This is a genomic window from Pedobacter sp. UC225_65 (assembly GCF_042698365.1).
Classification (GTDB): domain Bacteria; phylum Bacteroidota; class Bacteroidia; order Sphingobacteriales; family Sphingobacteriaceae; genus Pedobacter.
Window position 1 is genome coordinate 3,210,520 of sequence record NZ_CP170550.1, and the last position, 26,451, is coordinate 3,236,970.

Annotated in this window: 25 protein-coding genes and 2 pseudogenes; 15 read left to right on the forward strand and 12 right to left on the reverse strand. The window is 38.9% G+C overall.

The genetic code is table 11. From position 1 onward, the window contains the following. Positions 1-28 precede the first annotated feature (28 nt). Positions 29-1,252, reverse strand: a complete 1,224-nt coding sequence (locus tag ACFJIZ_RS16900; RefSeq protein WP_379086636.1) for an HD domain-containing protein — start codon at positions 1,250-1,252, stop codon at positions 29-31. A gap of 101 nt (positions 1,253-1,353) precedes the next feature. On the opposite strand from ACFJIZ_RS16900, the pseudogene ACFJIZ_RS16905 reads away from it, so the two are divergent. The 4 genes and pseudogenes from ACFJIZ_RS16905 to ACFJIZ_RS16920 all read left to right on the forward strand — a co-directional run bounded on the left by ACFJIZ_RS16905 (position 1,354) and on the right by ACFJIZ_RS16920 (position 5,430). Next, positions 1,354-2,905, forward strand: a pseudogene (locus tag ACFJIZ_RS16905) (PglZ domain-containing protein). Positions 2,906-2,965: 60 nt separating this feature from the next. Then, positions 2,966-3,424 carry a tRNA (adenosine(37)-N6)-threonylcarbamoyltransferase complex ATPase subunit type 1 TsaE gene (tsaE, locus tag ACFJIZ_RS16910; protein WP_379086639.1) on the forward strand — a complete coding sequence of 153 codons (459 nt, stop codon included), beginning with the start codon at positions 2,966-2,968 and terminating at the stop codon, positions 3,422-3,424. 87 nt (positions 3,425-3,511) lie between these two features. Continuing rightward, positions 3,512-4,739: pseudogene (locus tag ACFJIZ_RS16915) on the forward strand (alanine dehydrogenase). Between the two features lie 7 nt (positions 4,740-4,746). Beyond that, entirely contained in the window at positions 4,747-5,430 is a 684-nt protein-coding gene (locus tag ACFJIZ_RS16920; RefSeq protein ID WP_379086643.1) for a M15 family metallopeptidase, read from the forward strand. 53 nt (positions 5,431-5,483) lie between these two features. Here ACFJIZ_RS16920 and ACFJIZ_RS16925 read toward each other — a convergent pair whose 3' ends face one another. The 6 genes from ACFJIZ_RS16925 to ACFJIZ_RS16950 all read right to left on the reverse strand — a co-directional run bounded on the left by ACFJIZ_RS16925 (position 5,484) and on the right by ACFJIZ_RS16950 (position 11,426). Continuing rightward, positions 5,484-6,605 carry an MFS transporter gene (locus ACFJIZ_RS16925; protein WP_379086646.1) on the reverse strand — a complete coding sequence of 374 codons (1,122 nt, stop codon included), beginning with the start codon at positions 6,603-6,605 and terminating at the stop codon, positions 5,484-5,486. Positions 6,606-6,614: 9 nt separating this feature from the next. After that, entirely contained in the window at positions 6,615-7,139 is a 525-nt protein-coding gene (locus ACFJIZ_RS16930; protein WP_379086649.1) for a phosphoglycerate mutase family protein, read from the reverse strand. Between the two features lie 73 nt (positions 7,140-7,212). Beyond that, a complete protein-coding gene (locus tag ACFJIZ_RS16935) occupies positions 7,213-8,262 on the reverse strand; it encodes an aminotransferase class I/II-fold pyridoxal phosphate-dependent enzyme (protein WP_379086652.1) in 1,050 nt (349 codons plus the stop codon). 37 nt (positions 8,263-8,299) lie between these two features. Then, a complete protein-coding gene (locus ACFJIZ_RS16940; RefSeq protein WP_379086655.1) occupies positions 8,300-9,295 on the reverse strand; it encodes a glycoside hydrolase family 18 protein in 996 nt (331 codons plus the stop codon). 243 nt (positions 9,296-9,538) lie between these two features. Further along, positions 9,539-10,090, reverse strand: a complete 552-nt coding sequence (locus ACFJIZ_RS16945; protein ID WP_379086658.1) for an alpha/beta hydrolase — start codon at positions 10,088-10,090, stop codon at positions 9,539-9,541. A 1-nt stretch (position 10,091) separates the two neighbouring features. Continuing rightward, complete coding sequence (locus ACFJIZ_RS16950) at positions 10,092-11,426, reverse strand: D-alanyl-D-alanine carboxypeptidase/D-alanyl-D-alanine-endopeptidase (RefSeq protein WP_379086661.1); 1,335 nt, start codon at positions 11,424-11,426, stop codon at positions 10,092-10,094. 53 nt (positions 11,427-11,479) lie between these two features. Here ACFJIZ_RS16950 and ACFJIZ_RS16955 point away from each other — a divergent pair, with 53 nt between their 5' ends. Further along, a complete protein-coding gene (locus ACFJIZ_RS16955) occupies positions 11,480-12,055 on the forward strand; it encodes a retropepsin-like aspartic protease (protein ID WP_379086664.1) in 576 nt (191 codons plus the stop codon). Positions 12,056-12,065: 10 nt separating this feature from the next. Here ACFJIZ_RS16955 and ACFJIZ_RS16960 read toward each other — a convergent pair whose 3' ends face one another. Then, entirely contained in the window at positions 12,066-12,287 is a 222-nt protein-coding gene (locus ACFJIZ_RS16960) for a hypothetical protein (protein WP_379086667.1), read from the reverse strand. 76 nt (positions 12,288-12,363) lie between these two features. Here ACFJIZ_RS16960 and ACFJIZ_RS16965 point away from each other — a divergent pair, with 76 nt between their 5' ends. The 6 genes from ACFJIZ_RS16965 (at position 12,364) to ACFJIZ_RS16990 (ending at position 17,591) form a co-directional block, all read left to right on the forward strand. Next, positions 12,364-12,732: a PDZ domain-containing protein gene (locus tag ACFJIZ_RS16965; protein WP_379086670.1), complete on the forward strand. Its 369-nt coding sequence runs from the start codon at positions 12,364-12,366 to the stop codon at positions 12,730-12,732. Positions 12,733-12,832: 100 nt separating this feature from the next. After that, positions 12,833-14,542, forward strand: coding sequence for a zinc-dependent metalloprotease (locus ACFJIZ_RS16970; RefSeq protein WP_379086673.1), 1,710 nt, complete (start codon positions 12,833-12,835; stop codon positions 14,540-14,542). Continuing rightward, entirely contained in the window at positions 14,520-15,329 is an 810-nt protein-coding gene (locus ACFJIZ_RS16975; protein ID WP_379086676.1) for a zinc-dependent metalloprotease, read from the forward strand. The genes ACFJIZ_RS16970 and ACFJIZ_RS16975 overlap by 23 nt, the downstream gene beginning before the upstream one ends. 50 nt (positions 15,330-15,379) lie before the next feature. After that, entirely contained in the window at positions 15,380-16,258 is an 879-nt protein-coding gene (locus tag ACFJIZ_RS16980; RefSeq protein WP_379086679.1) for a phosphodiester glycosidase family protein, read from the forward strand. Positions 16,259-16,331: 73 nt separating this feature from the next. Next, entirely contained in the window at positions 16,332-17,300 is a 969-nt protein-coding gene (locus ACFJIZ_RS16985) for a hypothetical protein (protein ID WP_379086682.1), read from the forward strand. A gap of 99 nt (positions 17,301-17,399) precedes the next feature. Then, a complete protein-coding gene (locus tag ACFJIZ_RS16990) occupies positions 17,400-17,591 on the forward strand; it encodes a cold-shock protein (protein WP_055133843.1) in 192 nt (63 codons plus the stop codon). A 63-nt stretch (positions 17,592-17,654) separates the two neighbouring features. Here ACFJIZ_RS16990 and ACFJIZ_RS16995 read toward each other — a convergent pair whose 3' ends face one another. Both ACFJIZ_RS16995 and ACFJIZ_RS17000 read right to left on the reverse strand, forming a co-directional pair. Next, positions 17,655-18,770: a family 16 glycosylhydrolase gene (locus ACFJIZ_RS16995; protein WP_379086685.1), complete on the reverse strand. Its 1,116-nt coding sequence runs from the start codon at positions 18,768-18,770 to the stop codon at positions 17,655-17,657. Next, positions 18,743-19,168 carry a glycerophosphodiester phosphodiesterase family protein gene (locus ACFJIZ_RS17000; protein ID WP_379086688.1) on the reverse strand — a complete coding sequence of 142 codons (426 nt, stop codon included), beginning with the start codon at positions 19,166-19,168 and terminating at the stop codon, positions 18,743-18,745. Before ACFJIZ_RS17000 ends, ACFJIZ_RS16995 begins: the two co-directional genes overlap by 28 nt. Before the next feature lie 152 nt (positions 19,169-19,320). Between ACFJIZ_RS17000 and ACFJIZ_RS17005 the strand changes: the two genes are divergently transcribed. Genes ACFJIZ_RS17005 through ybeY form a run of 3 tightly spaced genes read left to right on the forward strand, consistent with a single transcriptional unit; the run spans position 19,321 to position 23,098 of the window. Then, a complete protein-coding gene (locus ACFJIZ_RS17005; RefSeq protein WP_379086691.1) occupies positions 19,321-21,216 on the forward strand; it encodes a DUF4175 family protein in 1,896 nt (631 codons plus the stop codon). 7 nt (positions 21,217-21,223) lie between these two features. Next, on the forward strand, positions 21,224-22,624 hold the full coding sequence (locus ACFJIZ_RS17010; protein WP_379086694.1) for a hypothetical protein: 1,401 nt from the start codon (positions 21,224-21,226) through the stop codon (positions 22,622-22,624). Between the two features lie 48 nt (positions 22,625-22,672). Continuing rightward, positions 22,673-23,098, forward strand: a complete 426-nt coding sequence (gene ybeY / locus ACFJIZ_RS17015) for an rRNA maturation RNase YbeY (RefSeq protein ID WP_379086697.1) — start codon at positions 22,673-22,675, stop codon at positions 23,096-23,098. A gap of 142 nt (positions 23,099-23,240) precedes the next feature. On the opposite strand, the gene ACFJIZ_RS17020 is transcribed toward ybeY, so the two are convergent. Further along, complete coding sequence (locus ACFJIZ_RS17020) at positions 23,241-23,906, reverse strand: PepSY-associated TM helix domain-containing protein (RefSeq protein WP_379086700.1); 666 nt, start codon at positions 23,904-23,906, stop codon at positions 23,241-23,243. A gap of 44 nt (positions 23,907-23,950) precedes the next feature. After that, a complete protein-coding gene (locus ACFJIZ_RS17025; protein ID WP_379086703.1) occupies positions 23,951-25,408 on the reverse strand; it encodes a DUF2271 domain-containing protein in 1,458 nt (485 codons plus the stop codon). A gap of 363 nt (positions 25,409-25,771) precedes the next feature. Between ACFJIZ_RS17025 and ACFJIZ_RS17030 the strand changes: the two genes are divergently transcribed. Then, the gene (locus ACFJIZ_RS17030; RefSeq protein WP_379086706.1) at positions 25,772-26,392 is read left to right on the forward strand and encodes a GIN domain-containing protein; all 621 of its coding nucleotides are present in this window, start codon (positions 25,772-25,774) and stop codon (positions 26,390-26,392) included. Positions 26,393-26,451 lie beyond the last annotated feature (59 nt).

A 26,451-nucleotide genomic window follows, 5' to 3' on the forward strand; every position in this document is an offset into this window, starting at 1 on the left:
TAAATGTTAAAAATTTTGTTAAAAAATGCTAAATGTCTCTTGTATAACATAATATATGTTTTTTTACTGTTTTATCTAAAGATTCTAAGTTAGACAAATCTGATGCTTTTGCAATATCTACCAACTCATTATTCTTCATTAAGATATTAATGTTACTATTTCCGGCATTGTAGGCACGGTTTCTTATGGTATCAGTAAATACAAAATAGGCCACATCATCCTCATCTAAATTAAGAGCAAGTGCCGTTTGCTCAGCCAATCGTTCTATGCGATCTGCTGATGGTTCGGCATTGCTGATCTCTACCTTGTACAGCTTTCTCGCATTCAGCATCTTACAGAGTTTTGCTAAGATCAGGTCTTCGTCATTTTCCCAAACCTTGATCGCTGCATAAATATCCTGATCGTCCAGTTTTGAAAACTGGAGCAGGTGGTTTTCGTCTTCAAAAAAGTTAAGCTCGGTAATGTCATTTTGTAAAAAATGCTGCAAAGCCGGCGTTGCAAATAACTTTGCCCCATTTGAAGCCAGTTCTTTTGCCCTTTCCAATATCTTGACCAATAATTGTTCGGCTGCGATAACCGTTTTATGCAGGTACACCTGCCAGTACATCAATCTTCTGGCAATCAGGAATTTTTCTATCGAATAGATTCCTTTTTCTTCGATTACCAGTTGATCGTCTACTACATTGAACATCTTGATGATCCTATCGAAGCTGATCACACCTTCGCTAACGCCTGTAAAAAAACTATCTCGATTAAGGTAATCCATTCTATCTAGGTCCAATTGACCAGAAATTAACTGGCAAAAGAAGTTTCGGTGATAATTACCTTTAAAGATATTGATTGCCGATGTTAAACGACCCTCGAACTCCTCATTCAGTTTGTCCATCATCAACATCGAAATGTCTTCATGCCTGATCCCATTAACCAAAGTATGCTCTAGTGCATGCGAAAAAGGACCATGGCCAATGTCATGTAGCAAAATTGCTATGGTTGCGGCTTCTTCTTCTGCTGCACTGATTTCATGTCCTTTATTTCTAAGTACCTCTAAGGCCAAACTCATCAGGTGCATGGCTCCAATAGCATGGTGAAAACGCGTATGCAAAGCGCCTGGATATACCAAATGCGTCATTCCCAACTGCTTAATGTACCGTAGCCTTTGAAAATAAGGGTGCGAAATCAGGTCGTAGACCAATGCAGAAGGAATGGTAATGAACCCATAAACAGGATCATTTATGATTTTCTTTTTGTTCAATTCTTAAAAATAAATTATACGGTACAAAAATTGCTATTTTTATCGATAGTAAAAAAGACTAACGCTTTTTAACCTTTTAATTTACATAAAAAGTATATATAATGCAGGACACCAAAATTTTATGGGCCGACGATGAGATTGACTTATTAAAACCACACATATTATTATTAAATGAAAAAGGCTATCATGTAACCACATTTACCAATGGTAATGATGCGCTCGAAGCCTTTGAGAAAGAACATTTTGACCTTGTCTTTTTGGATGAAAACATGCCAGGCATGAGTGGCCTCGAAACGTTATCGGCCATTAAAAACCTACGTTCTGATGTGCCTGTGGTATTGATCACCAAAAGTGAGGAAGAAAACCTGATGGAAGATGCCATCGGTTCGAAAATTGATGACTATCTGATCAAACCCGTTAATCCTAAACAGGTTTTATTGACCATTAAAAAGATTATCGACAACAAGCGTTTGGTTAGCGAAAGGACATCTTCTGCCTACCAACAAGATTTTAGACGTTTGGGCATGACCTTAAACGATAAGTTAAGCTACGAAGAATGGGTTGAAGTATATAAAAAGCTTGTTTTTTGGGAACTTGAACTTGAGAAATTGGATGACCCGCAGATGCATGAAATCCTGACCATGCAAAAATCTGAGGCCAACATGCAGTTTTCTAAATTTATTGAAGACCATTACCTAGATTGGTTGAGCAATAAGGCCACTGCACCTTTATTGTCTAACGAACTGCTCAAAAAGAAAGTTTTCCCTTTGATCAACAGCAATACACCCGTATTTTTTATTTTGATCGACAACCTGCGTTACGACCAATGGAAGATGATCAATCCTTTGATCAGCGAGTATTTTAGGTTAGATGAAGAAGATACCTATTCGAGTATCCTACCAACGGCTACACAATATGCCCGTAATTCTATTTTTTCTGGCCTGATGCCTTTGGAAATGGAAAGACGTTTTCCTTCACTTTGGCAGAATGACGACGATGATGGTGGTAAAAACCTACACGAGGAGGCTTTTTTGGCCGACCAGATCAAACGCAGCTTACGTAAAGATTGCAAGTTTAGCTACCACAAGATCTTAACTTTTGACCAAGGGAAAGAACTGACCGATAAGGTAAGCAACTTAATGGACAATGAGTTCAATGCCATTGTATACAACTTTGTGGATATGCTTTCGCATGCCCGTACCGATATGCAGATGATCCGCGAACTGGCAAATGACGACGCCGCTTATCGCTCGTTGACCCTATCGTGGTTTGAACATTCTCCTTTATTAGATCTGTTGAAGAAAATCTCTCAAAAGAGGGTAAAAGTGATCATTACTACCGATCATGGTACCATTAGGGTAAAACATGCAAGCAAGGTAATTGGAGATAGAAATACCAATACCAATCTCCGTTATAAACAAGGAAGAAACCTAAATTATAATGCAAAAGAGGTTTTCTTGATCAAAAACCCACATGAGGCGCAGTTGCCGAAAATAAACATCAGTTCTAACTACATCTTTGCAAAAGAAGACCGTTATTTTGTTTACCAAAACAATTACAACCAGTTTGTAAATTATTATAATGAAACTTTTCAGCACGGTGGATTCTTTAGAAGAGATGATCATCCCGATTGCAACCTATAGCTCGAAATAGCTCACATTATCCGCTAAGAAGGTAAGGCTACATTTCTTAGCGGATAAATTTAAAATATGCATGGTTTCGTTGTTAAACGATCCTATCTTTGTACCAATGAACCTCACCATTAACAACCTTACCGAACTAGATTCGGTTGCTGCACAACTATTAAGTTTTGCCAACGGGAATAGATTTTTTGTTTTTGAAGGCGAAATGGCTGCTGGCAAAACAACTTTTATCAAGGCTTTTTGTGCCACACTAGGTGTTGAAGATATTGTAAGCAGTCCGACATTCTCTATTGTAAATGAATACCAAAGCCCAGCGGGATTAGTTTATCATTTCGATTTTTATCGGTTAAAGAATCTTCAGGAAGCTTTTGACATTGGCTATGAAGAGTATTTTTATAGTGGTGAATATTGCTTGGTAGAGTGGCCGCAAAAGGTGGAGGAATTATTGCCCGAACAGTACATCAAAGTGGCCATCACCATCACCGGAAATACACAAAGAACATTCTCTTTTAGCCTTGTGTCTAATTAACATGCATCGTTTATTGACATTTTAATGTTTAGGTATTCGTAGAAAATCCGTAACTTCAAACACCTAAAATAAATACATTTCAATATCATGGCTACAGGATTTCGCGAAGGCATGGCGGCAATTGCTCAAAGAGGTTTAATGCAGACCCAAGAGGAAACGCTAGAAACCAATAAAAAAAGCAATAGTTTATACATTGGTATTCCTAAAGAGATTTCCTTTCAAGAGTGTAGGATTGCACTGACCCCACTTTCTGTGGCACTTTTGATCAACAATGGCCATAAGGTAGTGATTGAATCGGGTGCTGGTGTGGGTGCAAATTTTACCGACAAAGACTATAGCGAACAAGGCGCCCAGATTTCTTTTAGCAAGAAAGATGTGTATGCTGCAGATATTATCGTAAAGATCGCTCCTCCAACTTTAGAAGAGATTGGATTGATGCACAAAGGACAAACGCTTATTTCTGCCTTGCAAATCGGCACCTTAAAAGATTCTTACCTAAAAGCCATCCTCCATAAAAAGATCAATGCTTTATGCTTTGAAAACCTTCGTGATGAGGGGAATATCTTAAGTGTAGTCCGTGCCATGGGCGAAATTGTTGGCGCAGCCTCTATTTTTATCGCTGCAGAATACTTGAGTAGTGCTTTTGGCGGAAAAGGTTTAATGCTGGGTGGATTTACAGGTGTTCCTCCTACAGAAATCGTAATCCTCGGTGCCGGAACGGTAGGCGAATATGCCGCCCGTACGGCTTTATCGCTAGGTGCGGAGGTGAAGGTTTTTGACAGCTCAATCTTCAGGTTAAGGCGATTACAGAATAACCTAGGTAGCCGTGTTTTTACCTCGGTCATGCAGCCCATTGTTTTGGCAAAGGCCATTACTACTTGTGATGTTGTAATTGGCGCCATCCGTTCTGAACATGGCCGCAGCCCTTGTTTGGTGATGGAAGAAACTGTGGCGAAAATGAAGCCACATTCTGTAGTAGTTGATGTTAGTATCGACCAAGGCGGCTGTTTCGAAACTTCTGAAGTAACCAACCATAAGGACCCTGTATTTATCAAACATGATGTCATCCACTATTGTGTGCCGAACATTGCCTCTAGGGTGCCGCGTACGGCCTCTTATGCCCTAACCAACATATTTGCCCCAATCCTAGTGGATATTGGCGACATGGGCGGCCTAATGAACATGGTATGGAAAAGACCGGGCATAAGAGAGGCTTTGTATTGCTATCAAGGACATTTAACAAATAAAGATTTGGCCAACATGTACAATCTTCCTTTCAAGGATCCTGGAGTTACTGGTGGTTTCTAATCAATAAACAGCAGATGAAGAATATTATCCTCCTTATTTTATGGGGTACTTGCTTAAGTGCCTGTGCACAAAAAAATAATCAAAATCCTTACGGACTGACCATTGTGAGCGATTATAACGCATATAAAACCGATTACAAAGTCAATCCCAAAAATGAGCTGATCGAAATTAAAAAAGCCATCCCTTCGGTTGTACTAGATATCCGTTACGCTACCAAAAACAACTTTATGCAACAGGTAATGTACAAACAGCCCCGTGCTTTTGCCCGAAAACCTGTAGTTGAGCAGTTGAAAAAGATTCAAGCCATTTTAAACAAAAAGGGATATGGCCTAAAGATATTTGATGCCTATAGGCCTTATGCCATTACCGTTGCCTTTTACCAAAAAGCAAGTGATAAAAATTTTGTGGCCAACCCAGCAAAGGGTTCTAAGCATAACCGTGGCTGTGCTGTAGATTTAACCATCATCGACCTTAAAACTGGTAAAGATGTGCCTATGCCTACACCTTACGATAGTTTTGCGCCAGAAGCAGCACCCCATTTCGAAAAACTTCCGGCATCGATCATCAAAAATCGAGATTTTTTAATCGCAACCATGCAGGCCAATGGATTTAAGGTGATCTATAATGAATGGTGGCATTTCGATTTTAATGGCTGGCAGGATTATGAACTCATGGATATCCCATTCGAAAAACTATAGCGTTTTGATTTCTTTTTTCGCCTTATAGATAAACTGTAGATAAAGCCAAGCCATTAGTGTGATCCTGTACAGATGTAAAAAATACTCGGGATTTTTGTTACATCCTCGATAAACAGACTTCCTGCCAAAAGTGCTCCGGCACCAATGCCAACCTCCATAAAAATATACATCGTGGCTACCGCCTTACCTCTGTGTCCAGGTTTGCTAAGGTCTATGGTCCATGCCGTAACACTTGGCGAAAGCATGCCCGAAGCTATACCATAAACAGCAGAAGCTACCATCAAGATAAAGGAGGAGTTGGCAAAGGCTATCCCAAGCAAGGAAACCATTAACAACCATAAAGAAATTTTGATGATCGTGGTTCTTCCATAACGGTCTGATACTTTCCCCGCTACAAAGCGGATCAATAAAGACGATAAGGTAAAGACCATAAAGAACAAACCCTTATTGCCCGTACCTAAATGTTGGCTCCAATCTGAGATTACGGTTAAAATGACGCCATAGCTGATGTAACTCCACAAAACGATCAAGGCCGCTGGCATTACCTGCCACTCGATGATGTCTTCTTTTTTGATCTTTAAGTGGCTTAGGTTAAATTTTTGTTTGTTCGGCAATGTTTCTTTCATATTAGCCAATATCACAATAGAAAGTAGCGCAAAAAGAGAAGAACAGTAAAATAAGATATCGATAGAAAAGTGTGCTGTAATTTCACTGCCAATTGCGGGGCCAATGGCCAAACCTGTACTGAAACAAATGCCGTGGATGCCCATCGCTTCGCCCCAACGGTCTGAAGGCACCAGATCGGCCACATAAGCCGAGGTAGCAGTAGGTTTAAACCCGGTTGAAAAGCCATGTAACAACCTTAAAAATAAAAACCCAGCTACAGAGGTGAGTATTGGATATAGAAACCCGCATACAAAGCAGACCAATGAGCCCACGGCCATTACAGGCACACGACCAATGGTATCTGTCAACTTGCCACTAAAGGGTCTGGACAAACCTGCCGTTAACGTAAAAAGGGCGATGATCAGCCCTTTGTATTGTGCCCCTCCTAAACCAGTTAAGTAAGCTGGCAATTCTGGGATAAGCATGTTAAAACTTGCCGAGAAAAGGAAGGAACTTAAACAAACAAGGCCAAATTGAAGGGTATAGATGCTTGTTGATCGTTGTTCCATTAAATGTATCTATTCTTTTGAGTGGTGTGCCGCACCAAATCTATCTACTTTTACTTCTGCTTTGTCTCCTTTGATGGTAACCGTGAAGATATAATCGTAATCATCATCAGTAAGGTCTTTTACTGGTTTCTTTGCACCAAAAGCTTCCACAATTTCCTGAACGGTGTTGGAATGCCCAATGATCAAGATCTTTTTTCCTTTGGCATTTTCCATTAATTGTTTGGCCAATGCATTTTGCTGGGCCGGATTGTACGTTTTGATTGAAATTCCTACCTTATCTGCCAATGGATATCCGGTCAACTTTGTTCTTTTGTAATTGGTAGAAAAGATAGAGTCGATCTTCTGACCTCCTAAATATTCTTTAAGTGCTTCGGCCCTTGCTTTTCCTTCCGGAGATAAGTCTGGGTCTTTATCCTTCGGGTCGTCCGTTAGTTTTTCGGCATGTCTAACCACCCATACTTTTAATGTTTTTTGCGCATTTACGGTCTGTTGTCCAAACAGCACCATTAAAAAGATCAGTATAAAGTTTTTCATTTGGAATATATTATTTGTTTTTTGACAGTAAAACCCTGACCTTGTGGCGGTTCAATGGCACTCCAACATGGTTTTATATCGCTAGAATCAATTTAGTTATATCGTTTTTATCGTGCCAGCTACTCAATACAATCCTGTTTATTATGGGCCCGTTCTTATCCGGATAAGGAAATGAAGAGACCAGTATCTGTTTTTGTATTAAATCGTGGCTAAGTTCAGCATTTTTGGAATAAAAAACCGGAAAACCTTCAATAAAATGCCAAGCTTGATTGTTTGCCAAAGCATTTGATATCAAAAGCATATTTTCTTTCAATTTTTGTAGCGCAGAAGCATAGATATCTTTGGCGTTCATAAAGGCAAATAGGCCTGCGGCAGAGGGGGGTGATGCGCCAAAAAACTCTTCAGTTTGTTTCAGTTGCTTGATCAATTCGAGTGGGCCCAATATCAATCCTGCATCTACACCCAAAGCCTTGGCCATCGATGCAACCACCACTGCAGCTACATTTTCGCTTTGTTCAATTTTTGCATAAGCACCCAATCCATTGTTATTGACGCCAATTCCATGCGAATCGTCTACAATTAAAACAAGTTGTTTATCCTTTTTGATCTTTTGAGTAAAAGAGAAATCGTAAATCTCAGGAAACAGGTTGTTCATCGAATTGCTGATGATGACCCATTTGTTGTTTTCGCTCGTATTTATTTCATCCACGAGCTGGTTGGCCCAATCTGTGAATGTACCTTCAATTTTTGGGTTTTCATCAAGCCACAAAGCTGGATGTGTAGCAGGCGCATAACGGACTTCTCCAAAATTTGATAACTGTTTTACAACGAGCTGAGCGGCCAAATAGCCACTTGAGGTAATTAAAGCTGCTTCCGCTCCAAAATGCTCCGCTGCAAATTCTTCTGCCCGATCATAAATGCCCAGCTGCACATTATTGGTTCTGCTTGTCCCGTTGTTCAGTCCAAATTTCTTTATCCCCTCTAGGTAATATTGAATAAACTGCTGGTCTTGCGGAATACCTAAATAAGCTGTTCCTCCAAAATAGAGATAGTCAAGTCCATCAATCTTTATGCTAGCGGAAAATGGACCATCAAGCTGATCAAATTTGGATTGTCTTTGCATTAGTAAGCTCTACCTAATTGGTCGTTCGCTGCTCTGATCAGTGATTTTGAAGAATTAGAATCGTGCGAAAACTCCCAAAACATGATCCATTGGCCCTTTCTTTTGCAACTTGCGCCTTTTGTTTTACAATGTTGATTCCATTAAAACCATATTCTACGCCTGCAACTGTTGCAATGTTGCCATTAAGATCAACACCTGGGGCAGCCTCAATGTCTCTATAGCCTTTAGAAGATCCTGCAGCATTTTCTCCATACAAAGGTATACCCAAAACGGCTTTTACTTTTGGCAATCCTTTTGTGTTTAACCAGATATTCAAGCTCGCATCCGTCATTTTCATTGAAGCATGGTTTAAAGGTTCTGCTGTATCATATCCAGGACCATCATATTGCATGATATTGAAAAAATCGATGGCGGGGAAAACCTCTGGTTTAACTCCATCTCTTATTCCTCCAGCGTAAACAGCGGGTGTAACAGCTGCACTTAAAAACTTGTTGTTCTTATGTAAAGCTTCCGAAAGTTCCTTCATCAACAGTACAAAGTTATCGGCAGACCCATTGGTTGTACTTGGGTATTCCCAATCCATATCTACACCATCCAAATTGTTGTTTTTGGCAAAGTTTACAATATTGTTTACAAATGTGGTACGCGCTGTAGCCGATTTGGCAATATTTACAAAAATATCTGATGCCCCCGAAACAGAAATCCCGAATTTAACATTATTGCTTTTGGCCCTTTGTTTTACCACTTCAAAGCGTGTGGGTTGAGATAGGGCCAGCAAAGACCCATCTGCAGTTGTGCTAGGGTTTAAAAAAGCGTAGAACAAATGTGTGATCATCTTGTACTTACTGATGTCTACCGTTTCTGGATCTTTATAGCTTGGCATATAGGCCACGATCTTAAAACTATTGTCTGGCACATAAGTTACAGGTGTTACAACCGGTGGGTCTGGTGTGGGTTCATTATCACTTTTTTTACAAGCATTAAAACTGATCAGGGCTAAAGTAGATACGAAGAGTAGGTTTTTTAATTTCATTTTACGAGCTGCTTTTTAAAGAATTCAAACTGTTGTTTAATGGATTTTGCCCAATAAGCTTTATTATGGCTTCCGGGTTGAGAAATATAAGTAGCGTTAAGTTTTAATGAATCACATTTTTGTTTCAATTGATTGTTCGACTGATAAAAGAAATCATCAGCGCCGCAATCGAATATAATTGGTTTAGGGTTACCTTTCAGTTTATCGATATTTGAGTAGACAGAGAATTTCTCCCATAGTGGATCATTTGCCGGAGGATTGCCCAACAGATCGACCCAAGCCAAATTTCCCAAAACCATCAGATAGCTTTATGCCTCCGCTTGTGCTGCCCGCGCTGCTAAACAGCTCAGGTCTTTTAATAAATAAGTAAAATGCACCATGTCCGCCCATGCTCAGGCCACTGATAAAAATATGCTGTTCGTCAACACTGTATTTCTTTTTGATATCAGGATATAATTCGTCAAAGAAGAAATTCTCAAATTGCCAGTCTGGCTTAACTGGACTATTCAGGTACCAGCTGCTAAACAGCCCATCTGGGCAAACAATGATAAAATTATATTCGTCTGCATATTTCTGGGCATCCATGATCGTATGCCATTGTTTATAATTGCCACTGTAACCGTGCAGTAAAAAAATAACCGGAAGCTTTTCGGCTTTTTTATAGCTTTTGGGTTTAAAAACCCAGGTTGTATCTGGTTTTGGCAAGTTTTTGCTTTGATAAACAAGCTGTTCTTGCGCAACTGTTACTTGTTGCAAAACGAACACCAATACGATGGATAATATTATTTTTTTCATCTTAAAAATTATCATGGATATAGGTCATTATTCTTACCATTTCTTTCCTGATGTCTGCTGTTGGCAACACAAAATTGTTGTTCATAAATGAAAAGATCAACGTCCTTCCTTTTTTGGTCACCACATACCCGCTTTGGTTATGGTTATTGGATAAACTTCCTGTTTTACCAAAAACAAAAGGGTTGTCTGTTTTGGGATAAGCACTTTTCAAGGTGCCTGTTTTACCGCCTGCTGGCAGCATATCGAACAATCTTTGTTGATTGTTTACCTCTTTATAGATCAGTTCTAACAAGGCTACCATATCTCTGGGCGTAAAAAGATTCCCTCTCGAAAGGCCTGAGCCATCTACCCATTTAGGTTTATCGGGCAAGGTTGCAAGGTATTGGGTATTGATCCGATTGATCACCTTTGCTGTGTTCATCTCTTCGCCCAATTTATCTGCGTAAACCAACAGCAATTGCTCTGCAATAAAGTTATCACTAGGCAAAAGCATCTGTTTAAAAACAGAATCGCTCTTTAAATTGTAAATGGTTTTTGCATTGGCCGGCATTTTCATGTTAACCACCTCTACACTTTTCTTTAAAGTATCGGCCAATAGGTCTAATGTAGTAGCCAGGCTGATTTTATATGGGATTTGTTGCGCATATTTTGCAGGGATGTTGCTTTGTGGGTAATGAAATGCATTGCTGTTAAAATCTCTCACTACTTTAAATGGTTTTGTTTTTTCGGTGCTGTCCTTTACAAAACAGGTGTTAAACATGGCCGGAAAAATCTGCATTTTCCCTTCTTTTGTTGCGCTCACCAAAACCACATTATCCATTAAAGGCAGTTCGTTGATTTCTGGTTGGTAATAGTCATTATAGTCGTCCCATTGCCAGCCACTTCCATAAAAGCTGCCTGTATATCTTCCTGGCGCAAAAAATAGTTTCTTCGTTGTATTTTTCAAAAAATCGAAAGCCTTTGTGCCTTTCAACTGGGTCTGTAAGAAAGAAAGATCGCCTGTTCCCCAAAATATCAGCGAATCTTGTCTTTCAACATACCTCAATGAGGGAATCGAATCGGGGATGATTTTTAACCCGGCATAAAAGGTATAAAGCTTCGTATTAGATGCAGGTGTAAAATACTTGTCGGCATCTTTTTGAAAGATCATTTCCTTTTTGTCTTTGTCATATAATGCAAATCCAACCTGGTATTGTTTGATGAGCTGGGAGTTTTTAAATTCCTGCTGCACTTTATTTCTTAGAATCCTATTGGGTACACAAGCAGAAAGACATGAAGCTAAAATCAGTATTAAATAAATCGTTCCGTTTATCTTACCTAAGATCCGTTTTTGCATTTATAAATTCATTAATAATAAAAATGTGCGCCCTAATTTATTAATTTAGTTTTATGAAATATCGGATTAACCAAATAAAACCTCCGTTTATCATTTTCATTGTTACGCTCATTGGCCTGCAGCTATGCTTTTCAGGGCAGAGCTATGGGCAAAAATTTACATTTGGCAATGGCCTAAAAAAAGATGTACTCACATTTAATAAAGTAAAAAATCTTATTATTATCCCTCTATTTATCAATGGTAAGGGGCCCTTTAACTTCTTATTGGATACTGGAGTTGATCCGCTGATCATTACAGATGTTGCTTTAGTTGATAGTTTAAATATCAAAGAGATTAGACCTATCAAAATTAACGGCGTTGGCCCCGGTAATGAAATCAATGCTTTTTTTTCTAAAGAGCCTTCTGTAAGAGTTGGCGAGGCAAGCATGGCCAATATGCCCACGGTTATTCTAAAAGAAGACGTTTTTAATCTGTCTGGCTATCTAGGTGTAAAAATCTATGGCCTGATTGGCTATTACTTTTTCAACAGTTTTATCGTAAAGATAAACTATTATACCAATCGGATAAATTTCAGGCTTCCAGAAACAAGAAAGCGGATGAGGGATCAAAACTTAATCTTGAGTTTTTAGAGAACAAGCCCTACATTAATACGGTATTAACATCGCCCAACTTAGGCGAGATCCAAGCAAAACTGATCATAGATTGTGGTGCCAGCCATGCCCTGTCTTTAGAGAGATATAAAGATGCGCTGTTCCCGATACCAGATCCCAATATCCCGGGTAACCTGGGGGTTGGGTTAAGCGGAGAAATCAGTGGAAGTATCAGCAGGGTCAGTTCCTTAAAACTTGGCTCCTTTAACATCAAAAATGTACTTACCAATTTTCCGAATTACAACGAAGTTGCCGCAAAAACAAGACAGAAAGATAGAAATGGAAATTTGGGAGCGGAGATTTTGAAGAACTTCCATGTCACTTTTGACTATCAGGACCATGCCATGTACCTTAGTAAAAACGATTTTTATGGAAGCCCGTTTGAACATGACATGTCTGGCCTGGAGATCTATGTACAAAATGATGAATACCCAAGGTACATTATCAGTCGGATTGAAGTTGGCTCACAAGGAGAAAAAGCAGGGTTTAAAGTCAATGACGAAATCCTCTCTGTTAATTTTAAAGGCGTAGATGCTTTTGGGCTAAATGAATTGACCTCTTTATTGAAATCCGATAATGGTAGAACGGTTATTATCGAAATTGTTAGAAATAAAATCATATTGGTTAAACTTTTAACCCTTAAGAGAAGGATTTAATATCCTTCTTTGTTTGTAACTTTTTTGTTGCAAAATCCTTTTACGATATCTCCCTCCTATTTTTAGGCTTTTAACACCAAACTAACTTATTAAAAACATCATGATTAAAAATCAAAACTTATTAGCTGCGGCTGGTTTGATTTTTTTATGTGCAATTGGTAGCAATACGTCGTTTGCACAAAACAAAAAAACAACTACCCCTCCAGCTACGGCTGCTCCAACAGCAACACCAGTTGTGCCACCTAAAAAAGAAGGCATCAAAGCTTTTTCTGAGGTAATTACTGGAAAGGCCAAAAGTAAATCTGGTCTATTTAAAACCCACAAAGTGGATGATAAATGGTTCTTCGAAATTCCAGATTCAATCCTAAACCGCGAAATGCTTGTGGTAACCCGTTTGGCAAAAGTGCCTTCTGGCGTTAAAGTGGGTAACCAACAATATGGTGGTGAGCAATTGAACGAACAAGTTTGGCAGTGGGAGCGTCGTGGAAAACAAATTTTCATCCGTGTACCTAGCTATAGCGTTCGTGCCGACGAAAACTCTGACATGTACCAGTCGGTTAAAAACTCAAACTTGTCAAGCATCTTAGCTTCTTTCGAAATCAAAGCCTACAATAAAGACACCACTGGTGTTGTAATTGACGTTACTGATTTCTACAATGGAGATATTATGGCCATTGGTGCAAGTGATGCATTGAGAAAAGCATACAAAACAACCATGTTTGATGCAACAAGATCTTACTTAGACACCATCAAAACCTTTCCATTGAACATTGAGGTGGTTACTGCAAAAACTTACCGTTCTGCAGAATCTCCTATAGACAATACCATTGGTGCCATTACATTCGAGTTTAACACTTCTATGCTTTTATTGCCAAAGAAACCTGTTAAAGCACGTTTAATGGATGCTCGTGTTGGTTATTTCGGCCAAGGACAGATTGATTATGGTACTGATGCTCAAAAAGCTGAGCGTACGGCCTATATCCACCGTTGGAACTTGGTACCAAAAGATACCGCAGCCTACAAACGTGGAGAATTGGTTGAACCAGTAAAACCAATTATCATCTATATCGATCCAGCAACTCCTAAAAAATGGGTTCCATTTTTGATCAAAGGAATCAACGATTGGCAAGTTGCCTTCGAAGCCGCTGGTTTCAAAAATGCCATTATCGGTAAAGAAGCGCCAACACCTCAACAAGATCCAGAATTTAGCGTAGACGATTCTCGTTATTCAGTTGTACGTTATTTTGCTTCTGATATTGCAAATGCATATGGTCCACACGTTTCTGATCCTCGTACTGGACAAATCTTAGAAACACACATTGGTTGGTACCACAACGTAATGAACTTGTTAAGAAACTGGTTCTTTGTACAAACTGCAGCCATCAATCCTGAGGCACGCAAAGCTAAATTTAGCGACCAACAAATGGGAGAATTGATCCGTTTTGTTTCTTCTCACGAAATTGGCCATACTTTAGGCTTACCTCACAACTTTGGTTCAAGTTATGCTTATCCTGTTGATTCATTACGTTCAAAATCATTTACTGATAAATATGCTACAGCTCCATCAATTATGGATTATGCACGTTTCAATTACGTAGCTCAACCTGGAGATGGTGTAGTAAAAATGTTCCCAAGCATTGGCGAATATGACAAATGGGCTGTTAAATGGGGCTATACTTGGTTCCCTGGAAACCTAACCGCACAACAAGAGAGAGAAAAATTAGATGTATGGACCAAAGAAAAAGCGGGTAACCCACTTTATTTCTATGGCCGTCAAGGAAATGCTTATGATTCAACGCGATCAAAGTGAAGATCTAGGCGATAATGCCATGAAAGCAAGTACATATGGTATTGCCAACTTGAAACGCATTTTACCTAACATCGAAAAATGGACTTTCCAAAAAGGTAAAGACTATAGCGACCTAGGTGAACTTTATGGCGAAGTAATTGGTCAATTTAGCCGTTACATGGGCCATGTTACCTACAACATCGGTGGTTTAAGCGAGAACTACAAAACTTACGACCAAGCTGGTGCAGTTTACAACTATGTTTCTAAAGCGAAACAAAAAGAGGCGATTACTTTCTTAAACCAACAGTTGTTTACAACTCCGCTTTGGTTGATCAACAGTGATCAGTTAAACAAATTTGACAATGGCTCAATGTTGACCAGAATTAAAAGTGTACAAACTTCTACCATTGGTAACATCTTAAGCTCATCAAGGTTATTGCGTTTATTAGATAACGAAACCAAAAATGGTGCTTCGGCTTATACCATGCCTGAGTTGTTTACAGATCTACGTGGAACGATTTTCGCTATTGGCAGACCTGATGCCTTTAAACGTAACCTACAAAGAGGTTATATCGATAGATTGGGTAGCTTAATGGTTGATGCACCTCTTCCTCAAGGTTTACCTCCAGGCTTCTCATTTACGCCAGTAAATGTTGGTGTTACCGATATCAGACCATTTGTTAGGGCAGAATTAAAAACTTTATTGGCAACAGCTAAGGCACGTGCAATAGCTGGCGACGCAACTACTAAAGCACACTACGAAGATTTAGCAGTTAGAATAAATGATATTTTAGTACCTAAAAAATAAATTAGCCAAACCCGCTCAAATATTGAGCGGGTTTTTTTATGCCCTTTATCATGTTAAAAAGAACATTATTCCTCCTATTTGTTATTGCGGGCAATTTTGCATTTGCCCAAAACCAAGATTCGCTGACCTTTGTAAAGGCCAAATGGCACCAGCAAAAAGTTGCGCGAAAAACCAAATTGATTACCCATCATTTTGATCAAAAGAACCTCTTTTTGGCCAATCAGAATATTTCTTATCTAGAAGTAAAGAACAAAGGAAAATCTCCATTGTTCGCTGTGGGTTATGAAGAAAAAGAATTGAAAAAAACCGATGTATTTGGCAAAGAACAACAGGCAATTGCTGCAATCAATGGTACTTTTTTCGACACCAAAAATGGAGGGTCGGTCGATTTTATCAAATCCGAAGGAAAAATAATCAACCCAAACAGATTGGAAAAGAACAACAAAAGAGCGCGGCATCAACAAGCAGCTGTGGTAATTACAAAAGGGAAGTTGGCCTTAAAAAAATGGGACGGTACAGCTCAATGGGAAGAAAACCTACCAGAAGAAGATGTGATGTTGAGCGGCCCATTATTGGTTTTTGATCAACAAGACCAAACCTTAGATACGGCTGCATTTAATCGGCTGCGCCATCCAAGAAGCGCAATTGGCATCAAGCCAAATGGGAGGGTGATCTTGTTAACTGTTGACGGAAGGCACGAAAACTCTGCTGGCTTAAGTTTATTTGAGCTCACCAAGGTAATGCGTTGGTTAGGTTGTACAAGTGCCATCAACCTAGATGGTGGTGGATCTACTGCGCTTTGGATAAGTACAGCTCCAGAAAATGGCGTGGTAAATTATCCATCCGACAATAAAAAATGGGACCACGAAGGCGCCAGAAAAGTAGCCAACGTGATCTTGCTAAAAGATAAAAAAAACAATAAAGAATAAATATTGGAGTTTTACCATATCAGAAAAACAATAATATATTTGTCGCTGTTTATTCCTGATTATTTGATTTGAGATGAAGTTTAACTCTTTTTTCTTTTTTACGCTTACTGCCTGTACCTTATTTTTTACTTCATGCAATTCCGATTCCACAAAAAATGGAAAACAGGCTAAAGAAAAGGAACCTGAAGAAAACCCAGCAAACAACCTTAGCTTCAAAGATGTAGATGGGATACGATTTTATGAGGTTAAACGCCGCTTTAAAAATGGATTATCGTTCAATGAGGTCGGATTTCAACAAGAACCAACCTGGATCATCCAGTTCAAGGCACCAGATACAATGCTTGCTTATAGCCCTGAAAAGCCTGGTATGGAAGCCTTTTATCTCCAGTACGACCATGGCAAGGTCTATAACTTTGCCCGAGAATTCTTTAGGGCAATTGTAATCAACAAAGACAGCTTGGTATTGCAACGCCTACAAGTGGATGGAAAAGTGATTACTGATGATGTCCGTTCTGATGTCTACTGCATCTATTACACCAAAGACTATATTGAAAACAAATTAAAGACTACTGTTGGTGAGCTGCAAAGACCAAGTCCGGCTGATACCGCTTTTATTAAAAAGCTATCAGAGAAGACAGATCGCTACCCTAGCAATGCCGATACAGCTTTTGCGGCAAGGCAACCTGTGGTATTTACGCCATTAAGCAAATACATTACCGTAGAAAAACAAAGTACGGCAGACGCCTTGAACAACAGAAGCCGTGCATACGATTATATCTACCCAGAATATAAGATCGTGATCTTGCGATCATACAAGAAATTTGCCTATCGTTTTTCTGTTGTGGTAGACAGCAAAGGAAAAATGTACGTAAACAAAGTAGAAGGCGTAATGAAAGACGATGAGCCCTACAGAAGAAAATTACTACAGGGAATTACCGATGTTTATTTAAAAAACATGTTGACAGTTACTCCTGGAACAACATTAGGCATTCCCCACTCAAGCGAAATCACACTCAATGTGGTTGGTAAACTTGCCCCATAATCCCCTCACTTTAAACTATATTTATCAAAAAATGAGGGATTTGCATTTATTAAAATAAAAATACCTACCTTGCACACTTAATTATTAATACATAATACAATGCAAGAAGGAACAGTAAAATTTTTTAATGTAACTAAAGGTTTCGGATTTATCGTACCAGCTAACGGCGATAGCGAAATTTTTGTACATTCAACAGGCCTTATCGATGAAATTCGTGAAAACGACAAAGTTGAATACGATGTTGAAAGCGGTAAAAAAGGCTTGAACGCCGTTAATGTGAAAGTAATCTAATTATTATCATATTTTACCAAGCATCCTGATAACCTCAGGATGCTTTTTTGTTTTATAGGGTTTTTACTTTTGAAAAACCCTTACATAATCTACCTTTAACGTCGTCGGGAATGCAGACTCGTCAATTCCCATTTTTCCTCCCCAGTTTCCACCTACAGCAACATTCATCAATAAATGAAACGTTTGGTCAAAAGGCCACTCTGCACTACCTTTACCACTGTTCTTAAAGGTCATATACTGCTTGTCGTCAATAAAGAAGTCAATACGGTCTTTATACCATTCTATTCCATACACATGGTACGCCGTATGGAGGTCTTCCATTTTTAAGCCCTTTCCAAATTGGGTTTTGATACTGTGGTTAAAAGACTGGGTATGGATCGTGCCATAAACCGAATCTGGCTCATAACCTACATGCTCCATTACATCAATTTCTCCACTTTTTGGCCAAGCCCCGTATTTCCAATCTGTTGGTAGCATCCAAATTGCACCCCAAGCTCCTTTTCCTTTTGGCAAGATGGCCCTCACTTCTAAACGTCCGTATTTCCAATCAAATTTCTTGCGACTGGCGATCCTAGCAGAAGTGAATTTCATGTTTTCTTTATCTGCTTTACGTGCAATGATGTTCAAATTGCCTTTATCCACCATCACATTCAAAGTATCCGCATTGGTGTAAAACTGCTTTTCGTTATTGCCCCAGCCTGTACCGCCAATATCGTAAGTCCAATTTTTGGCATCTGGTAAACCTTTACCATTAAACTCATCCGACCATTTTAGCTTCCAACCACTATTAACAGGTGATTTTTTGATTGTTTCGAACAACAGTTCCGGTTCGTTGGTGGTTATATATTCTACCTCATTGGCCAACAACCATTCCATTTCTGGTACGGTATTAACCGTCCAAGCGTTTACGGTTAACCCTAATTTTTTTGAGGGGTTGATCCAATCATTCTTTTGAAAAACAGAATAATGATAGTCGGAACCAAAAAATCCATCTGCCTTCAGTTTTTCTGGTGCCACATCGCCGGCAAGGTAGGCCACTTTGGCATTCGGCATATGGCCAATAATATATGTGCAGATATCGTAACTAAAACTGATATAGTCTACCCATGCTTCTGCTTTTAGCTTTTTAACCATTTGCAAGGCTTTTTCTGTTAAAAAAAGGTCTCTTTCCTTACCCATGTTCTGCGGTTTGATCTTAAGATAAGTTTGGTCTTTTTCTGGGTCATCCCTGTTTTTAGATAGCTTTCTAAGGTTGGGATGCTTTCTCCGTTAGGCAATTTTTTGGCCAACAATTGTTGGTAGGTAGACTTGGCAATCGGTATACCCAAAAAAGTAGCATCGTGGTTCACTACCATCACGCTGTCTAAGGTCATGTGTATATCAAACTCCGACCCAAAACAATTGAGCCTAAAGGCCTCTTTTAATGAGGCGATTGAATTTTCGGGCAAATTGTTTTTCTTCCATGCGCCTCTATGGGCAATCACCTGGTTTTTATTCCAAGATGTGATTTTTTTCTGGGCCATTACACTATTCGTAAGTATAGTTAAAAGCAAAACTGCAACTGATAATTGTTTCATGTGTGTATTTTATACGCTAAAAATATGATTTTGAAACAAAACTTATATTGATTTTTTATTAACTTATGCCTGATAATTTAAAAATCATTAAATAGACTGTAAATTGGGCTATTTACATACACAATTTTTACCTTTATCTGCGTTAACAAAATATGGGCAATAGTTACGAGCTTTTAATTGCAAAAATCAATGAGTTCATCCGAAAGTTTTATTTGAACAAACTTTTACGGGGAAGCATTTATGCTGCTGCAATCATCTTGGCCCTCTATCTCTGCCTTTTCGTGCTTGTCTATTATTCAAATCCTAGCACAGCAGCAAAAACGGGATTGTTTTTTTCTTTCTTGGCCATCTCTTTCGTTGCCATTGGTTTTTGGATCGTTAAACCTGCATTGGCCTATTTTAAATTGAGCAAAACATTGAGTGTTGAACAGGCAGCAAGCATTATCGGCGACCATTTTTTTAATGTGAAAGACCGATTGCTCAATACGCTTCAATTAAAAACCCTTGCCGACAATTCTCCCCAAAACAACCAACTGATCTTAGCCGGAATAGACCAAAAAATTGGGGATTTAAGACCAATCCCTTTTACCAGCGCCATCAATCTGGGCGACAACAAAAAGCACATCAAATACATCCTGTTGCCATTGGCCATCATTATTTTTATTGGCATTATCGCCCCTGCAATTTTAAAAGAAGGCACCAATAGTTTTATCCGTTACAATGAAGAGATCTTACCCAAAGCCCCTTTCAATTTTCAGGTCTTAAACAAAAGTTTGACGGTTACACAGGGTGATGACCTCACCATTCGAATGCAGTTAACGGGCAATGAGTTTCCACAAGATATCTATATCGAAGATGGGGCGAATACCTACAAACTGGAAAAGGAAAACATCAGCCATTTCAATTATACCTTCAAAAACATCCAAAAGAATAAATCGCTCCGCTTTTTCGGAGGCGGTTTCAACTCTGCTTCATTTATGGTGGAAGTGAAACCCCGCCCTTCGTTGTTAAACATGAGTGCGCAATTGGTCTATCCAGCCTATCTGAACAGAAAGAGTGAGGAAGTAAACAACGTTGGCGACCTATTGATCCCAGAAGGAACCAAGGTAAATTGGCAATTACATACTGAAAACAGTGATGAGTTGGCTTTTATCTTACAAGACCGAGCTTATCAGCTCAAGGTAAGTGATAATATGGCTAATTTTAGTACAACTGTGCGAAAAAACAGCAATTATCGCATTGTACCCAAAAACAGCTTTGTAAGCAATACCGATTCCTTAAACCATCAGATTGCAGTGATTGCTGATCAGTTTCCAAGCATTTCGGTAACCGAAACGCCAGACTCGCTAAGCACAAAGGCCCTTTATTTTTCTGGCAGCATTGCTGACGATTATGGGTTTACTTCCTTAAAATTCAAATACAACATTAAAGAAGATGGAAAACTAGTTGGCGAGCAGAGCAAAGCCATTTCCATCAAGAACCAACAGATCGAGAACACATTTTTCTATTTGTGGAATTTGAACTCCCTTGATGTTAAACCCGGACAGGTTTTGGAATATTATTTTGAAGTAGCCGACAATGACGGTGTAAATGGCGCGAAGGTTTCGCGTTCTGAAATCAAAACGTACCAAGTGCCTACGCAACAGCAGATTGCAGCCAAATTGGCCGAAGGAAGCGAATCCTTAAAGCAAAAAATGGAATCGACCATTAAATTGGCCAATAAAATTGAGAAGGACAGCAAAAAATTAAGCCAAGACCTATTGGACAAAAAGCAGCTTTCTTTTGAAGATAAAAAACAGATCGAGCAGTTACTTGATAAACAAAAACAGTTAGAAGAAGCGGTTAAAGACATTAAAAAACAAAACGAAAAAAATACCCTTCAAAAAGAAGAAAACAATGCCATTAGCGAGGAGTTAAAAGAAAAGCAGAAACAGATAGACAATCTGTTCAACAATGTGCTGGATGAGAAGACCAAAGAGCTTTTACAAAAACTGCAACAGTTAATGGAAATGAACAACAAGGGACCTGACGAGGGAAGAATTGTCTAAAATGCAGATGGACAATAAAACCTTAAAAAATGAATTGGACCGCCTTTTAGAACTCTATAAACAATTGGAGTTTGAGCAAAATCTTCAAAATAAGATTGACCGGTTGAATGATATGGCCAAACAACAGAAAGAGCTCAGTCAACAATCAAAAGATAAAAATACTCCGACATCAGACATCAAAAACAAACAAGAACAGCTCAACAAAGATTTTCAAGACCTACAAAAAGAGCTTCAAAAACTGGCCGAAAAAAATGAAGAGTTAGACAAACCCAATTCTTTTGAAAACCCAGAAAAGCAGACCGAGCAGATCAAGAAAAGTCAACAGGAGAGTAAAGATCAACTAAATAAAAACGATAAACAAAAGGCCGCAGAAAAACAAGAAAAGGCCGCAGAACAGATGGAGCAACTTGCAGGACAGATGCAGGAGAACCAACAACAAGGAGAAGAGCAAGAATCAAAAACCAATGCAAAAGAACTACGCCGATTGTTAGAAAATCTGCTCAGCACCTCTTTCGAACAAGAAAAAGTAATGCTTGCCCTAAGAAGAATGAGCATTAACGATCCTTCTTATGTAGGCAGTGTACAACAGCAGAATACCATCAAAGACAACATGAAAACCATTGCCGATAGTTTGTTTTCTTTAAGCAAAAGAGTGCCTCAGATCCAGAGCGTAGTGAATGCAGAAGTAGAAAAGATCAATTTCAATATTGGAAAATCCATCGATTTTTTAGGCGATAGACGTACAGCAGAAGCCAATCGTTCGCAACAGTTTTCCATGACGTCCATCAACAACCTGGCGTTGATGTTAAATGAGGCATTAGAACAGATGCAAAAACCTAAAAGTGGAAAAGGAAAAGGCAAACAAAGTATGCAAGACCTGCAGAAAATGCAGGAACAGCTGAATAAGAACATGCAGAATGCCCGTGATAAGATGGAAAAGGAAGGGAACAAAGGAACCGTACCCAAAGGCAGCATGAGCCAGGAGTTTGCCAAAATGGCCCAACAGCAGCAAATGATCCGAGAAGCATTGCAAAAAATAAATAAGGAAGAGAATAAAGACGGAAAAGGATCATTGGGCAATTTGAACCAGATGGTGCAGGAGATGAAACAGACGGAAATGGACCTCGTTAACAAAAGAATTGCTGAAGAGACCATGAATCGTCAAAAAAATCTAATGACTAAATTATTAGATGCAGACAAAGCGCAACGCGAACAGGATGAGGATTCGAAAAGGGAAAGTAAAGCCGCCAAAGAATTCCCGCCTTCTTATAAACAGATGTTAGACCAGTTTAAAAAACAGCAACAAAGCGAAAGTGAACTCTTACAAAAATTGCCACCTAACCTCAATTATTACTATAAAAACAAAATCGCCGAATATTTTAAATTGCTAAATTCGCCAACTAAATAAACGTCCTTTCAAAAAAACACGACAACGACGTTTTTTAATTAAAATCCAATGGCAAAAATCAATTTCTTTACAGAAGACATCCAATATACCCTTAAGCATAAAACAAAAATCAGAAACTGGGTAGGGGCCACAATTACGGCAGAAGGTTATCAATTGGAAGAGCTTAACTTCATTTTGTGTTCTGACGAATATTTATTGCGTATAAACCAAGATTTCCTTCAACATGACGACTATACCGACGTCATTACCTTTGATCACTCAGAGGCGCTTAAAACGATTGCTGGCGACATTTTTATTTCACTTGAACGAATCAAAGAAAATGCGGCGAATTTTAAGCTAAAACCCATCGATGAATTGTGTAGGGTGATGATCGATGGAACACTTCACCTATTGGGCTATAAAGACAAAACAAAGGCCGCCAAAACATTGATGACGGCCAAAGAAGATTTTTATCTGGCACAAAGAGACCTTTAGAAAATAACCAAAAGCCTAAAGTAAAACCTGGTTCATTGGCATCATTGGTTCATTCGGATATGGGTATTAGGAATTTATGGTTAATCGTTTAACCGATTAATGTTCATTCTCATAACTTCCTACCTTCTGGCTTTCCGCCTCTCTAAGGAACAAAGATCACATAAATCAGGTAACAGATCAACAAGCCTACAATTCCTGTAACCAAGCCCGCTACCCGTTTCTTTTTAATAAAGCATAAGAGGATTAATCCGCTTAGGGAAATTACGACCAAGAACACTGCAGAAATATCGATAATCCAAGACCATCCAGGTCCAGAATCCCTTCCTTTGTGTAGGTCGTTCATTACTGCAACAATTCCCATTTTTATTTCAGAAACTTCGTATTTACCTGTTTCCCTATCAATAAAAGCATCACAAGAGTAGGCTGGGCCTTTTAAAGAAACACTTACCTCCGAATCGTCAATCCTAAACTCACTTACCGCTCCTTTAACCTGATAGGTCTTGCGCAAAAACTCTACGATCTCTAGTTTGGCAATTTTATTGGTGTCTGGGCTATTTACCCAATTCACGTTCATTGTCCCCTTATTCTTGATTACAACCTGTTTATCCCCCCCAAACCACGTAGGATGATTTAGGGTTAAGCCTGTAACCGAAAAGAACAGTACAATGGCAAAACTGACCATCGAAAGATAGATGTGTAGCCAACGTGAGAGTTTGGCTATACCTTTCTTTGGGCTAGACGATTTCTGGGCGCCTTTCTTCTTTGAAGTTGGCGCCGATGGTGCTGGGTTATTTTTTATAGAAGTCAAAAGTTACGTTTGAAATTTCAACATTCCCTGCTACAGTTGCCTTTTTAGCAGCTTTTTTTAACTCCATTGGTTGGCGGATCGATCTCATCCGTTCCATGCTCTTTTGAGGTTTCGATAATGATGGTGTATTTCCCTTGAGGAACATAATTTCCCTTATCATCTTTTCCATCCCATTTGATGGTATATTTTCCCGGAGAACGGGTTGCTCCAGTTACAGAAGCATAGTTTTCTTTATCGGCTTTAAAATTATCACCATTGATGCGGTACCAGTTTCTAAGATCTGGAACCCATTTGGTTTTGTTATACCATAACGCAAGGTTTCTAACCGCTACCTTGCTTTCGTTTTCAACCCAGATGGCAGCAAACGGGCGATGGCTATTTCCAGCAATCGCATTCATCTCAAAAGTTACAGCCAACTCATATTTTGGATTCCAAGGCTTTTCGGCACCATACATTACCGGACTAAGTTTTTCAGTTTTGGCTTCTTTAACTGTTGGGTCAACAAGCTTGTTCCAGCCTTTGCTTTCTATTCTTTTACCATCTTTGGTAATGATCAGGTATTCTGCGTCCTTAACTGTAGCAGCCAAAGTTTTACTCTCTTCTAAAGATAATACATTAAATGCCGTAGCCAATGCACCGGCGTCTGTTGCATTTGGAGCAACTACTGTAGCACTGATCACACCATCAACAGGTTTTGCCGTACGAGGATCAACAATGTGGGAATACCAGTTTTTACCAATCTGCTCACCTCTACGGTAGTTTCCACTTGTGGCAACCGCGCTATTGCCAACAAGCAGATGGGCAAGTGGTGCATCATTTTCGGCATTGGCCAAAGGATTGGTTACATTCACCTGGTCTTTAACCTCACCTTTGATTACCAAGTCTCCACCTATATTTACCACAACTGCATTAATTTTTGAAGAAGCTAAAGCTGCATCACATGCTAAATTGATGATGTAACTTTTGGCAAAAGTATTCATCACCAATGGTGCGTTACTTGTTCTCGTAGCCGTTAAATTCGATTGGTCTAATTGATAATGGGTTTGCTGCATCGTTGCAACAGCAGCTTTCATCTCTTCCTTTGTCGGCAATTGCTGTTTTTTTGCTGCATCGATCCATAATTTTCCTGCTACAGCTGCCGAAGCATCTAAAGCTCCATGGGTACGGTTTTTCCATTGCTCAAAAAGATTAAGCATATCAAATAGTTCTTTAGATACCTTGACAGGCTTATCCAGCCCTTGTTTCATCCATTGGCTAAACTCGCTATTGGCATCGTATGCGCTAAAAACGGCCGAAAGTCTATCTATTTCTGCCAATGCTGCTGTTTCTGCCTTTTCTGCTTCCGCTTCAGAGCTGCTTGTAAATTTAAATTCAAGTGAAGTACCCAATACATTTTCGTAATGGGATACATATAAACGTTGACTGGCTTTTTTAGGGTTTTCTATGTTAGGTTGTGTACCAACCAACAAGAAAGCAACGAGCATGGAGGCAAATACTTTCATTATTATTAAGTTTAATTCTAAATAGACACAAATGTAAAATAGAAATTTGGATTTCTATGCGCTCTGACTATTTTTTTTACTATATAGTTTAAACCGCATTCCTATTTACAAGCTCTATCCGCAACAAAGCGTGATAAATTCGCCATTGCACCCAAAAGAGTCAAAACGTTTAATTTTTTCTTTGCCCGTTGGTCGAAAAATTATAGGCGTTCGTCGAGAGTTACCCATTGCTGGTATAATACAGGCATTTACGATGCAACCTTTTGCCTTTTGTGATGTCTTATATACGAAACCAGCCTGATAACGGGCGGCGACAAAAAACAAATATTAGATATAAACAAAAGATTTTAAAAAAATAAAAATATGAAAACTTCTATCAAAACCTTAATCGCAGTAGCTATCACAGCAGTAACATTAACAAGCTCTTCAGTAATTGCTAAAGCAGCTGACCAAAATGCAGTAACTGTATTATCTGAAGTTAAAAAAGTAAACAAGATCAATGTATCAGGTAACGTGGAGTTGATCTTGGTTCAAAGTGCAGACGAGAGTGTAAAAGTTAACGATAACTATTTCTCTAAAAATGCATTGGTACAACAAAAAGATGGCGAATTGCGTATCAGTTCTTTCAACAAAGAAACTTTAACTGTTGTTGTTTATGTAAGCAACTTGAGTTCAATTACAGCTTCAGACAATGCAACTGTAAAAACTTTCGGCAAATTCAACTCTTTAAGTTTAGATGTTAACCTTAAAGACCAAGCAACAGCTACTTTAAATACAAACACCATCAGCTTGTACACGAACTTAACTGGTCAATCTAGTTTAACCTTAACTGGTAACACTACAGATTACTCAGCTGTTATGGGTAGTGTGGCTAAAGTAAACATGGCTCAATTTGCTGCAGAAAGCACAAACATTCAATCACAGAATGTAAGCATCGCAAAAACTGTTGCTCCTGTTACAATTGCTGATTTATATACCTTATAAAATTCATAATCCATCATAAATTTTAGTTTAGTTTTTAGTTTAGTAAAAAATGCGGGTGG